Below are 12,853 nucleotides of genomic sequence, written 5' to 3'. Positions count from 1 at the left end.
CGGTATAACAGTCGACAGATGTGTTGAATGTTGAGACGCCTTCGCGAGCAAGCCCGCTCACACTTTGATTTGGGCAAAGAGTTAGATAGGGGTCAGTCCGTGAGTGATCTGCCTTCCCGGCTTCTGCTGAATCTTGCAGCTTGGCGCAACGCCACTGCATGGCGCGTCGCTTTCTCCGGTGGTCTCGACTCGACCGTCCTGCTGCATCTGCTTGCCGATCTCGTAAAAGACCAATCCCTTCCGGCGCTAAGCGCCATCCACATTCATCACGGCCTCCAGCCTGCGGCGGATGCGTGGCCACAGCATTGCCAGTCGTTCTGTGATGCGCTGGGTGTTCCATTGCAAGTGGAGCGGGTCACGGTGCAACCGGGTGCGAGTCTGGAGCGAGCGGCGCGCAATGCGCGTTATGCGGTGTTCGGTGCGCTGACGCAGGCCAATGATGTGCTGCTGACCGGTCAGCATCGGGATGATCAGGCCGAAACATTACTGTTTCGTCTGTTGCGTGGCGCAGGTGTCAGAGGATTATCGGGCATGCCGAGCCAGCGAGCGCTGGGGCGGGGTGTTCTGATTCGACCTTTGCTTGATGTCCCTCGGGCTGAACTGGAGGCCTACGCACAAGCTCATCAATTGCACTGGATCGAAGACCCGTCGAATCAGGATCGTCAGTTCTCGCGTAATTACCTGCGCCATCAGGTCATGCCGCTGCTGAGCAGTCGCTGGCCGCAAGCGCCAGCAAGCATGGCGCGCAGCGCTGCGCATCTGCGTGAGGCGCAGGGTTTGCTCGATGAATTGGCGCAAATCGATCTGGCACAGGCTGCAACGCCTCATGAGTTCCAATGGCTGCGCTTGCCGTCTCTGGCGTTGGCGCCACTTTGCGCTCTCACCGCCCCCCGGCAACGAAATGCGCTGAGTCATTGGCTCGAACCGCTGACACGTTTGCCTGACACCGACCATTGGTCGGGTTGGGCGGATCTGTGCAATGCCAGTCACGATGCTTCGCCGGTCTGGCGTCTGGCCGATGGCGAGTTGCATCGCAGTGCCGGTCGTCTGTGGTGGCTCAGTGGCGACTGGCTGCGCGCTCCAGTGATCGACGGCGAGTGGCAGGCACCGGCGTCGCCGCTAAGCTTGCCCCATAACGGGGGGGTCATGTTCAGCGGTCAGGCTCCCTGCGGCCCGTTACGCATTGCCTATCGGCAGGGTGGCGAAGTGATGCATTTGGCGGATCGCGGCCATCGCGACCTCAAACGGTTGCTCAATGAGCGTGCGGTGCCGGGTTTCGTGCGTGGCAGATTGCCGCTGCTTTTTCGCGGTGACGAATTGCTCGCGGTGGCGAACCTGCCGGGACTTGATGGCCACGAGCAGGACGGCTGGAAAATGAGTTGGCAGCCAACAGACGAAGATCAAGGTTTGAGATGAAAGGGGCATTCCGGTAGACTACGCTCCCTTCTTGATACAACTTCTGTGGATTCGCCTGAATTGCAGGAGTTGCCGATTACCAAGCAGTCTTTGCTGGGCGATTCCAAAAAATGTGTAGCGCACAACGTACCGGTGTTTCATCTGCCGGTCTGTCCCAACGCGGCGGTTTTTTTGAAAGGTGCACTGTGATTAATGCTGGTGATCGGGGGCTTCGGCCTTCCTTCGCTTTCCCCGGCGGCTCGTACCGCTTTAACGCAGACTTCTAGGGTTTTTCATGACGCGCTACATATTCGTCACGGGCGGTGTTGTTTCTTCATTGGGGAAAGGCATTGCCTCGGCTTCATTGGCGGCCATCCTGGAGGCGCGGGGGCTTAAAGTCACCATGCTTAAGCTGGATCCGTACATCAACGTTGACCCGGGCACGATGAGCCCGTTCCAGCACGGTGAAGTGTTCGTCACCCATGACGGTGCCGAGACTGACCTGGACCTGGGCCATTACGAGCGGTTCATCCGCACGACCATGACCCAGAACAACAACTTCACCACCGGCCGTGTCTACGAGCACGTGCTGCGCAAAGAGCGCCGTGGTGACTACCTGGGTGCAACCATCCAGGTGATCCCGCACATCACCGACGAAATCAAGCGCCGCATCATCAAGGGTGCTGGCGATGCTGACGTGGCCATGGTCGAGATCGGTGGCACCGTGGGTGACATCGAGTCGCAACCGTTCCTCGAAGCCATTCGTCAATTGCGTTTCGAAGTCGGCGCCAAGCGCGCGATGCTGATGCACCTGACCTTGGTGCCGTACATCGCCACGGCTGGCGAGACCAAAACCAAGCCAACCCAGCACTCGGTAAAAGAGCTGCGTTCGATCGGCCTGCAGCCAGACGTGCTGGTGTGCCGTTCCGATCACCCGATCGACATCTCGTCGCGTCGCAAAATCGCTCAGTTCACCAACGTTGAAGAACGTGCGGTGATCGCGCTGGAAGACGCCGACACTATCTACAAGATCCCGGGCATCCTGCATTCCCAGGGCCTGGACGATTTCGTTGTCGAGCGTTTTGGCCTGCAATGCGGCAGCGCTGATCTGTCCGAGTGGGAAGCAGTGGTTGATGCCAAGCTGAACCCGGAACACGAAGTCACCATCGCGATGGTCGGCAAATACATGGAGCTGCTGGACGCCTACAAGTCGCTGATCGAAGCGATGAGTCACGCCGGCATCAGCAACCGCACCAAGGTCAACCTGCGCTACATCGACTCCGAAGACATCGAAAACCAGGGCACTGCGCTGCTCGAAGGTGTTGACGCGATTCTGGTGCCGGGCGGCTTCGGTCTGCGTGGCGTGGAAGGCAAGATCACCGCTGTTCAGTACGCTCGCGAAAACAAGGTTCCGTACCTGGGTATCTGCCTGGGTATGCAAGTGGCAGTCATCGAGTTCGCCCGTAACGTAATGGGCTGGAAAGACGCCAACTCCACCGAGTTCGATCGCGCCAGCGGTCACCCGGTCGTGGGCCTGATCACCGAGTGGGAAGATGCGACCGGTGCCGTTGAAGTGCGTACCGAAGCTTCCGACCTGGGCGGCACCATGCGTCTCGGCGCTCAGGATTGCCTGCTCGAAGCCGGCTCCAAAGTGCACGATTGCTACGGCAAGGACGTGATTGTCGAGCGTCACCGTCATCGTTACGAAGTGAACAACAACCTGCTGCCGCAAATCATCGAAGCCGGCCTGAAAATCTCCGGTCGTTCCGCTGATGCTGCGCTGGTTGAAGTGGTTGAAGCACCGGATCATCCATGGTTCGTGGCTTGCCAGTTCCACCCTGAGTTCACCTCGACACCACGCGATGGCCATCCGCTGTTCAGCGGTTTTGTCAAAGCAGCGTTGGCTCAACACCAGAAGAAGGCGTAACCCCGATGGCACAGAAGATCATCCGCGTCGGCGACATCGAAATTGCCAACGACAAACCCATGGTGCTGTTCGGCGGCATGAACGTGCTGGAAAGCCGTGACATGGCCATGCAGGTTTGCGAAGAGTACGTGAAGGTTACCGAAAAGCTCGGCATCCCTTACGTGTTCAAGGCCAGCTTCGACAAAGCCAACCGTTCTTCTGTGGCCTCTTATCGCGGTCCTGGCCTGGAAGAGGGCATGCGCATCTTCCAGGACATCAAACAAGCCTTTGGCGTGCCGATCATCACCGACGTCCATGAGCCTGATCAGGCTCAGGTCGTTGCTGAAGTCTGCGACATCATCCAGTTGCCGGCCTTCCTGTCGCGCCAGACCGATCTGGTTGTCGCGATGGCCAGGACCAATGCCGTGATCAACATCAAGAAAGCCCAGTTCCTCGCCCCTCAGGAAATGAAACACATCCTGAACAAGTGCGTGGAAGCGGGTAACGACCAATTGATCCTCTGCGAGCGTGGTTCGAGCTTCGGCTACAACAACCTCGTGGTCGACATGCTCGGCTTCGGCATCATGAAGCAGTTCGAGTACCCGGTGTTCTTCGACGTGACTCACTCGCTGCAAATGCCTGGCGGTCGTTCCGACTCCGCCGGCGGTCGCCGCGCACAGGTTCTGGATCTGGCCAAGGCTGGCATGAGCCAGGGCTTGGCGGGTCTGTTCCTTGAGGCCCACCCAGACCCGGACAACGCCAAATGCGATGGCCCTTGCGCCTTGCGTCTGGACAAACTGGAGCCATTCCTGGCCCAGCTCAAAGCTTTGGACGAACTGGTGAAGAGTTTTCCGACGGTAGAAACCGCGTAAACCTCAATTCTCCGGTAAAGTACCGCACGATTTGTCGCTCATGCCCTCGGGCATGAGCGTTATCGTCTGCAAGACTGCCCGCTGCACACCCCTTGCCGACGGTAAAAAGATTTCCTCTAGCTGCGTCGTTTTCGTCAACTTTGGAGTGTTTACAACAATGGCAAAAATCGTCGACATCAAAGGTCGTGAAGTTCTCGACTCCCGTGGCAATCCCACCGTGGAAGCGGACGTGCTTCTCGACAACGGCATCATCGGCAGCGCCTGCGCGCCATCCGGTGCATCCACTGGCTCGCGTGAAGCGCTCGAGCTGCGTGATGGCGACAAGAGCCGTTACCTGGGCAAGGGCGTGCTCAAAGCGGTAGCCAACATCAACGGTCCGATCCGCGATCTGCTGCTGGGCGCCGACCCAAGCGACCAGAAAGCCCTGGATCACGCGATGATCAAGCTCGACGGTACCGAAAACAAAGCAACCCTGGGCGCCAACGCCATCCTCGCCGTGTCCCTGGCTGCGGCCAAGGCTGCTGCACAGGATCAGGACCTGCCGCTGTACGCGCACATCGCCAACCTGAACGGCACTCCGGGTGTTTACTCGATGCCGGTGCCGATGATGAACATCATCAACGGCGGCGAGCACGCCGATAACAACGTCGACATCCAGGAATTCATGGTTCAGCCAGTCGGCGCCAAGTCTTTCTCGGAAGGTCTGCGCATGGGCACCGAGATTTTCCATCACCTCAAAGCTGTACTGAAGGCTCGTGGCCTGAGCACCGCTGTTGGCGACGAAGGCGGTTTCGCACCGAACCTGGCGTCCAACGAAGACGCTTTGAAAGTGATCTCCGAAGCCGTAGCCAACGCCGGTTACAAGCTGGGCACCGACGTGACCCTGGCGCTGGACTGCGCGGCCAGCGAATTCTACGAAGACGGCAAGTACAACCTGTCCGGAGAAGGTCAGGTATTCACCGCTGAAGGTTTTGCCGATTACCTCAAAGGCCTGACCGAACGTTATCCGATCATCTCGATCGAAGACGGTCTGGACGAGTCCGACTGGGCTGGCTGGAAGATCCTCACCGACAAGATCGGCGAGAAGGTTCAACTGGTTGGCGACGACCTGTTTGTGACCAATACCAAGATCCTGAAAGAAGGCATCGATAAAAAGATCGCCAACTCGATCCTGATCAAGTTCAACCAGATCGGCACGCTGACCGAAACCCTGGAAGCCATCCAGATGGCCAAGGCTGCCGGTTACACCGCCGTGATCTCGCACCGCTCGGGCGAAACCGAAGATTCGACCATTGCCGACCTGGCTGTGGGCACCTCGGCTGGCCAGATCAAGACCGGTTCGCTGTGCCGTTCCGACCGCGTTTCCAAGTACAACCAACTGCTGCGTATCGAAGAGCAGTTGAATGGCAAAGCCAAGTACAACGGTCGTAGCGAGTTCCGCGGTTAAGCGCAAACTGATGGAAGGACACCGGATTGTGTCGGAAAAGTCGTGACAGCGATGGATTTGCCACTAATCTGATGCCTTGAAAGCACAAGCCTGGTTCTTCCAGGCTTCGTGCTATCAGACGTTTCAAATTTTGCATGGCTGTCTTTTTTCACTGGATACCTGATATTCGATGCGCAGTCCCTACTGGTTGTTTCTAGTGTTGCTCTTGCTACTGGCCGGTCTGCAGTACCGTCTGTGGGTGGGCGATGGCAGTCTGGCGCAGGTCGCCGAACTGAATCAGCAGATTGCTGATCAACACGCCGAGAACGAAGCCTTGCTGGAGCGCAACCGGGTGATGGACGCCGAGGTCAGTGAGCTGAAAAAAGGCATGGAGACCGTTGAGGAACGAGCTCGCCATGAACTGGGCATGGTCAAGGACGGCGAAACCCTTTATCAGTTGGCTCAATGAACGATTCGCTGCCGGCCTTCTGGGCCGTGATTCCTGCCGCGGGCGTGGGTGCCCGAATGGCCGCGGACCGTCCCAAGCAATACCTGCAACTGGACGGGCGCACAATTCTCGAACACAGCCTCGGCTGTTTCCTCGATCACCCGAGCCTCATGGGGTTGGTGGTCAGTCTTGCTGTTGATGATCCTTATTGGCCGAACCTTGCTTGCGTCAACGATCCGCGTATTCAGCGGGTAGACGGCGGGGCCGAACGTTCTGGCTCGGTGCTCAATGCCTTGCTGCATCTGAATGCGCAGGGTGCCGACGATGACGATTGGGTGCTGGTGCACGATGCGGCACGACCTAACCTGAGCCGTGATGACCTCGACAGGTTGCTTGCCGAACTGGCCACTGACCCGGTGGGCGGTTTGCTGGCGGTGCCTGCGCGCGACACGCTCAAACGGGTCGACAAGCATGGTCGTGTTGTCGAAACCGTTGATCGCAGTGTGATCTGGCAGGCTTATACGCCACAGATGTTTCGCCTTGGTGCGCTGCACCGAGCGTTGGCGGACAGTCTGGTCGCGCAGGCAGTGATTACCGATGAGGCCTCGGCGATGGAGTGGGCTGGTCTGGCGCCGCGTCTGATCGAGGGGCGCGCGGATAACCTCAAAGTGACCCGGCCGGAAGATCTGGAGTGGCTGCGTCAGCGTTGGGCCAATCGCCGCTGAATCCCGGTCGCATAAACAACCCATCCCTCAGTTGCGATACTCAGGCCGCTCGGCCAACCCTTCCTTCAAGAAATCCACCAGTTTTCGCACTTTCGGCGACAGGTGCCGCTGCTGCGGATACAGCGCCCACACCGCGGTATTCGGCGGTTGATGGGCCTCCAGCAACGAAATCAACGCGCCGCTGTGCAGGTGCTCCAGCACGTAATAGTCCGGCAACTGACACAGACCGACCCCTTGCAGCGCCGCATCCAGCACCGCTTGCCCACTGTTGCAGCGCCAGTTTCCCTGCACCCGTTGGGAAAATTCTCGCCCGTTCTGTTCCAGTTGCCAGATATCCGAGCTGCCGATCAGGCAATTGTGCCGGCTCAGTTCCGACAAACTGTGTGGGCGGCCATACCTTTCCAGGTAGGACGGCGACGCACACAGATACATGCGCCGTGGCGCCAAGCGAGCAGCGACCAGTCGCGAGTCCTGCAACCGGCCCAGGCGAATCGCCAGATCCAAACCCTCATGCACCAAATCGAGTTGACGGTTGCTCAGTTCGATGTCGACGCGCAGTTGCGGGTAATGCCCCATGAATCGCGTCACCAGCGGCACGATAAAACGTTCGCCGTACGCCACGGCACAGGTCATGCGTAGCATGCCTTTGGGTTCGCTGGTCAGATCGCCGACCGCGCGCAGAGCTTCTTCTCGCCCGTCCTGCAAGCGTTGGCAATGTTGCAGAAAGGTTTGGCCGGCCTCGGTCAGTGCCACTCGACGAGTGCTGCGGTAGAGCAAGCGTGTCTGTAAACGCTCTTCCAGTCGTACGATTTGTCGACTGATGTGTGAGGAAGAAACACCAAGGCGTTCGGCAGCGGCGGTGAATTGGCTGCATTCGGCAACGGCGACGAATTCATCGATGCCTTCCCAGCGGTTGTCGGTCATCGGGATTATCCCTGTGTGGCAATAATGTTTTGCTTTTGTTCGGATTATTCATCAGTTGGCGCTGAACTACACTGCGTGTCTCGTTTTTATTCACTGGAGAGTCAGCATGATCAAGTCGCGCGCCGCCGTTGCCTTCGAGGCCAAGAAGCCGCTGGAAATCGTAGAAGTCGATGTCGCCATGCCCAAGGCGGGTGAAGTGTTGCTGCGCGTGGTGGCTTCCGGTGTTTGCCACACTGACGCTTACACGTTGTCCGGCGCTGACCCGGAAGGCATCTTTCCATCGATCCTCGGCCACGAAGGCGGCGCCATCGTTGAAGCTATCGGCGAAGGTGTCACCTCGGTTGCCGTTGGCGATCATGTGATCCCGCTGTACACCCCGGAATGCGGCCAGTGCAAATTCTGCAAGTCGGGCAAGACCAACCTGTGTCAGGCGATTCGTGCCACCCAGGGCAAAGGTTTGATGCCGGACGGCACTTCGCGTTTTTCCTACAAAGGCGAAACGATTTTCCACTACATGGGGACTTCGACCTTTTCCGAATACACCGTGTTGCCGGAAATCTCCGTGGCCAAGATCGCCAAGGACGCGCCATTGGAGAAGGTTTGCCTGCTGGGCTGTGGCGTCACCACCGGTATCGGCGCCGTAATCAACACCGCCAAGGTCAAGCCGGGTGACACCGTAGCGATCTTCGGTCTCGGCGGCATTGGCCTGTCGGCGGTCATCGGCGCCGTGAAGGCCAAGGCTTCGCGCATCATCGCCATCGATATCAACCCGGCCAAGTTCGAGATCGCCAAACAGTTGGGTGCCACCGATTGCGTTAACCCGAAAGACTTCGATCGTCCGATCCAGGAAGTGATCGTCGACATGACCGACGGCGGTGTCGACTTTTCTTTCGAATGTATCGGTAACGTGCAATTGATGCGCGCAGCGCTGGAATGCTGCCACAAGGGTTGGGGTGAGTCGGTGATCATCGGCGTGGCCGGTGCGGGCCAGGAAATCTCCACTCGTCCATTCCAACTGGTGACCGGGCGCGTCTGGCGCGGTTCGGCGTTCGGTGGCGTGCGTGGTCGCACCGAGCTGCCAAGCTACGTCGACATGGCCCAAAGCGGTGAAATTCCACTGGATACGTTCATCACCCACACCATGGGCCTGGAAGACATCAACAAGGCATTCGACCTGATGCACGAAGGCAAGAGCATTCGTACCGTCATTCATTTCTGATCAATCGCGACGTCATGGCTGCAAGTCTTGAAGGCTTGCAGCTTCGGCCGCGTAGGAGTCTTTACATGAGTCTGGAAAATATCTCCTGTCAGAAAAGTTTTGGTGGATGGCACAAGCGCTATCGCCATCGCTCGGATGTGCTCGGCTGCGACATGGTATTTGCCGTGTACTTGCCGCCACAGGCGGAGCAGGGCGGCAAGTTACCGGTGCTGTATTGGCTATCGGGCCTGACCTGTACCGATGAAAACTTCATGCAGAAAGCCGGCGCCATGCGCATGGCCGCCGAGCTCGGCTTGATCATCGTGGCGCCGGACACCAGTCCGCGTGGCCCTGATGTGCCGGGCGATCCTGAAGGTGCGTGGGACTTCGGCCTCGGTGCCGGATTTTATCTCAATGCCACGCAGGAACCGTGGTCGAGGCACTATCGGATGCATGACTATGTCGTGCAGGAATTGCCTTCACTGGTTGAAGCGCATTTTCCGGCCTCCGATAAGCGCAGCATCAGCGGCCACTCCATGGGCGGTCACGGCGCGCTCGTATGTGCGTTGCGTAATCCCGGGCGTTACCAATCGGTGTCGGCCTTTTCGCCGATCAACAACCCGATGGATTGCCCGTGGGGGCAGAAGGCGTTTTCGCGCTATTTGGGTGAAGACCGTTCGAAGTGGAAAGAATGGGATGCCTGCGCGCTGATCGCCGAAGCCAACGAAAAGCTGCCGCTGCTGGTTGATCAAGGTGATCGGGATGACTTCCTGGCCACCCAGCTTAAACCCGAAGCCCTGCAACAAACGGCAAAACAAGCGAACCATCCGCTGACGTTGCGCCTGCAACCGGGCTACGACCACAGTTATTTCTTCATCTCAAGCTTCATAGACGACCACTTGCAGCATCACGCACGCGCTCTGCGCGGTTAATGCAGGTAGAATCACGCCCTGACAAAAATCGGGGCGTTTTTTTATGCGTATTGGCCACGGCTATGATGTGCACCGTTTCGCTGAAGGCGATTTCATTACTCTGGGCGGCGTGCAGATTGCACACGGCTTCGGGCTGCTCGCTCATTCCGACGGTGACGTCCTGCTGCACGCCTTGAGCGATGCCTTGCTCGGCGCAGCTGCGCTGGGTGATATCGGCAAACACTTTCCGGACACCGACCCGCAGTTCAAGGGCGCCGACAGTCGCGCATTGCTGCGTCATGTGGTCGGGTTGATCCACGCCAAAGGCTGGAAAGTCGGCAATGTCGACAACACCATCGTCGCCCAGGCGCCGAAAATGGCCCCGCATATCGAATCGATGCGCGCGCTGATCGCTGCGGATCTACAAGTTGAGTTGGATCAAGTGAACGTGAAAGCTACCACCACCGAAAAGCTTGGCTTTGTCGGTCGCGAAGAAGGCATCGCCGTGCACTCCGTTGCCTTGTTGCTGCGCGCATGAATGAACTGCAATTGCTCGGCCCGCGGGCCTATGGCGAACCCCTCGGCACTGCGGTACTGAAAGCCATCGCGGAAGATTTTCAGGTCGATGAAGTGCTCGACATCCCGTTCAGCGGCGATGGCGAACACTTGTGGATCTGGGTCGAAAAACGGGGTCTGAACACTGAAGAGGCCGCGCGGCGTATCGCCAAGGCTGCCGGCGTCCCGTTGCGCACCGTCAGTTACGCCGGGCTCAAGGATCGGCAGGCGCTGACCCGTCAGTGGTTCAGCGTGCAACTGCCGGGCAAGGCTGACCCGGATCTGTCGGCGGCGGAAAACGACACACTGAAAATCCTCAAGACCACCCGCCATAAGCGCAAGCTGCAACGTGGTGCGCATTCGGCCAACGGCTTTACCTTGCGCCTGACCCAGTTCGCCGGCGACAAGGCGGCGATCGAGCGGCGTCTGCAGTTGATCGCCAAACAAGGCATTCCCAATTATTTCGGCGCCCAGCGTTTCGGCCATGACGGTGGCAACGTCGTCGATGCGCGTGCATGGGCGGCGCGCAAGGCCTTGCCAGAGCAGCGCAATGTGCGTTCGCGCCTGCTGTCGACGGCGCGCAGTTTTCTGTTCAATCAGGTGCTGGCGGCGCGGGTCGCTGATGGCACCTGGCAGCGCGCGCTGGTCGGCGATCTGTTGGCGTTCACCGATAGCCGCAGCTTTTTCCCGGCCGGTGAAGCCGAGTGCAGCGATCCGCGTCTGGCGATTCTCGATCTGCACCCGACCGGCCCGCAGTGGGGCGAAGGTGACGCTCCGACCGCTGGCGCTGTCCATGATCTGGAACAGGGGATTGCCGCCCGTGAAGCAGAACTGCGTGACTGGTTGATTCACGCCGGCATGAGCCACGAACGTCGCATCCTGCGACTGCCCATTGGCGGGTTGACGTGGCATTATCCCCAGCCTGACATTCTGCAACTGGAATTCGTCCTCCCGGCCGGATGCTTCGCCACCGTATTGGTGCGCGAGCTCGTTGATCTGGTGCCGGTGGGGCAGACGGACAGCCCATGCGTATTCTGATTTCTAACGACGATGGGGTAACCGCACCCGGTCTCGCCGCGCTTTATGCTGCGCTGGCGGATTACACCGAATGCGTGGTTATCGCCCCGGAGCAGGACAAAAGCGGCGCCAGCAGTTCGCTGACGCTCGACCGTCCATTGCATCCGCAATATCTGGCCAATGGCTTCATCAGCCTCAATGGCACACCGACCGACTGCGTGCACCTGGGCCTCAATGGTTTGCTGGAGCGCGAACCGGATATGGTGGTTTCCGGTATCAACCTCGGCGCCAATCTCGGCGATGACGTGTTGTATTCCGGGACAGTGGCGGCAGCCCTTGAAGGCCGGTTTCTCGAGCGCCCTTCGTTCGCCTTTTCGCTGGTCTCACGTCAGGTGGATAATCTTCCTGCGGCGGCCTACTTTGCGCGCAAGCTGGTCGAGGCCCATGCCGGGCTCGATCTGCCGCCGCGCACGGTGCTCAACGTGAACATTCCCAATCTGCCGATTGATCATATTCGCGGCATTCAGTTGACCCGACTCGGTCATCGCGCTCGGGCGGCGGCGCCAATGAAAGTGGTCGATCCGCGCGGCAAGTCCGGTTACTGGATTGCCGCCGCCGGCGATGCTGAAGACGGCGGCCCCGGGACTGATTTCCATGCCGTGATGCAGGGCTATGTTTCGATTACTCCGTTGCAGCTTGATCGCACCTTCAACGATGCCTTCAGAGGGCTCGACGGCTGGCTGGAGGGGCTGCGCTGATGGCTCGTGAACACGAAGACAGAATGCGTAGCGGCATCGGCATGACTTCCCAGCGAACGCGCGAGCGTCTGATTCAGCGTTTGTACGAAGAGGGTGTGTCCAACACTAAGGTACTGGAAGTGATCCGGCGCACGCCGCGTCACCTGTTCGTCGACGAAGCGCTGGCGCACCGCGCTTATGAAGACACGGCGTTGCCGATCGGCCACAACCAGACCATCTCCCAGCCTTATATGGTGGCGCGCATGAGCGAGTTGCTACTGGAGGCCGGGCCGCTGGACAAGGTGTTGGAGATTGGTACCGGCTCCGGTTACCAGACCGCCGTGTTGTCGCAACTGGTGGAGCGGGTCTTCTCGGTTGAGCGCATCAAGGTTTTGCAGGATCGCGCCAAGGAACGTCTGGTCGAACTGAACTTGCGCAACGTGGTGTTCCGTTGGGGCGATGGTTGGGAAGGCTGGCCGGCACTGGCGCCGTACAACGGTATTATCGTCACTGCCGTGGCCACCGACGTGCCGCAAGCGTTGCTCGATCAGTTGGCTCCGGGCGGGCGCCTGGTGATCCCGGTAGGCTCGGGTGAAGAACAGCAACTGATGCTGATCGTGCGCGAAGAGCACGGCTTTTCCCGACACGTTTTGGGCGCTGTGCGATTCGTGCCTTTGCTCAATGGGCCGCTGGCCTGAGCATATATTCAAAGGCGCTGAATTCCTTTCGTTCGCTTTGG

At 59.1% G+C, this 12,853-nt stretch carries 13 protein-coding genes; 12 read left to right on the top strand and 1 reads right to left on the bottom strand.

Annotated elements, in window-relative coordinates:
* Positions 1–99: 99 nt before the first annotated feature.
* From tilS to ispD, 6 genes are all read left to right on the top strand, one after another.
* Complete coding sequence (gene tilS, locus AACY11_RS08775) at positions 100–1,416, top strand: tRNA lysidine(34) synthetase TilS (RefSeq protein WP_339430555.1); 1,317 nt, start codon at positions 100–102, stop codon at positions 1,414–1,416.
* Between the two features lie 274 nt (positions 1,417–1,690).
* Complete coding sequence (locus AACY11_RS08770) at positions 1,691–3,322, top strand: CTP synthase (protein WP_339430556.1); 1,632 nt, start codon at positions 1,691–1,693, stop codon at positions 3,320–3,322.
* Positions 3,323–3,327: 5 nt separating this feature from the next.
* Positions 3,328–4,173: a 3-deoxy-8-phosphooctulonate synthase gene (gene kdsA / locus AACY11_RS08765; RefSeq protein WP_339430557.1), complete on the top strand. Its 846-nt coding sequence runs from the start codon at positions 3,328–3,330 to the stop codon at positions 4,171–4,173.
* A 157-nt stretch (positions 4,174–4,330) separates the two neighbouring features.
* Positions 4,331–5,620, top strand: coding sequence for a phosphopyruvate hydratase (eno, locus tag AACY11_RS08760; RefSeq protein WP_339430558.1), 1,290 nt, complete (start codon positions 4,331–4,333; stop codon positions 5,618–5,620).
* 169 nt (positions 5,621–5,789) lie between these two features.
* Positions 5,790–6,068 carry a cell division protein FtsB gene (gene ftsB / locus AACY11_RS08755; protein ID WP_339430559.1) on the top strand — a complete coding sequence of 93 codons (279 nt, stop codon included), beginning with the start codon at positions 5,790–5,792 and terminating at the stop codon, positions 6,066–6,068.
* A complete protein-coding gene (ispD, locus tag AACY11_RS08750) occupies positions 6,065–6,772 on the top strand; it encodes a 2-C-methyl-D-erythritol 4-phosphate cytidylyltransferase (protein WP_339430560.1) in 708 nt (235 codons plus the stop codon). Before ftsB ends, ispD begins: the two co-directional genes overlap by 4 nt.
* Before the next feature lie 27 nt (positions 6,773–6,799).
* On the opposite strand, the gene AACY11_RS08745 is transcribed toward ispD, so the two are convergent.
* Positions 6,800–7,696: a LysR substrate-binding domain-containing protein gene (locus AACY11_RS08745; RefSeq protein WP_339430561.1), complete on the bottom strand. Its 897-nt coding sequence runs from the start codon at positions 7,694–7,696 to the stop codon at positions 6,800–6,802.
* A gap of 106 nt (positions 7,697–7,802) precedes the next feature.
* Here AACY11_RS08745 and AACY11_RS08740 point away from each other — a divergent pair, with 106 nt between their 5' ends.
* The 6 genes from AACY11_RS08740 (at position 7,803) to AACY11_RS08715 (ending at position 12,812) form a co-directional block, all read left to right on the top strand.
* Positions 7,803–8,915 (top strand): S-(hydroxymethyl)glutathione dehydrogenase/class III alcohol dehydrogenase, encoded by a 1,113-nt coding sequence (locus AACY11_RS08740; protein WP_339430562.1) that lies wholly within the window; start codon positions 7,803–7,805, stop codon positions 8,913–8,915.
* A gap of 65 nt (positions 8,916–8,980) precedes the next feature.
* On the top strand, positions 8,981–9,826 hold the full coding sequence (gene fghA / locus AACY11_RS08735; protein ID WP_339494439.1) for an S-formylglutathione hydrolase: 846 nt from the start codon (positions 8,981–8,983) through the stop codon (positions 9,824–9,826).
* Between the two features lie 43 nt (positions 9,827–9,869).
* On the top strand, positions 9,870–10,343 hold the full coding sequence (ispF, locus tag AACY11_RS08730; RefSeq protein ID WP_221732463.1) for a 2-C-methyl-D-erythritol 2,4-cyclodiphosphate synthase: 474 nt from the start codon (positions 9,870–9,872) through the stop codon (positions 10,341–10,343).
* Entirely contained in the window at positions 10,340–11,398 is a 1,059-nt protein-coding gene (gene truD / locus AACY11_RS08725) for a tRNA pseudouridine(13) synthase TruD (protein WP_339464343.1), read from the top strand. The genes ispF and truD overlap by 4 nt, the downstream gene beginning before the upstream one ends.
* Positions 11,386–12,135 carry a 5'/3'-nucleotidase SurE gene (surE, locus tag AACY11_RS08720; RefSeq protein WP_339430565.1) on the top strand — a complete coding sequence of 250 codons (750 nt, stop codon included), beginning with the start codon at positions 11,386–11,388 and terminating at the stop codon, positions 12,133–12,135. The genes truD and surE overlap by 13 nt, the downstream gene beginning before the upstream one ends.
* Before the next feature lie 41 nt (positions 12,136–12,176).
* Positions 12,177–12,812 carry a protein-L-isoaspartate(D-aspartate) O-methyltransferase gene (locus AACY11_RS08715; RefSeq protein ID WP_339430763.1) on the top strand — a complete coding sequence of 212 codons (636 nt, stop codon included), beginning with the start codon at positions 12,177–12,179 and terminating at the stop codon, positions 12,810–12,812.
* The last annotated feature ends 41 nt before the right edge of the window (positions 12,813–12,853 follow it).

This window comes from Pseudomonas sp. RA_105y_Pfl2_P56, assembly GCF_963970845.1.
Lineage (GTDB): Bacteria > Pseudomonadota > Gammaproteobacteria > Pseudomonadales > Pseudomonadaceae > Aquipseudomonas > Aquipseudomonas baetica_A.
This window is presented reverse-complemented; position numbering and strand designations above follow the sequence as displayed.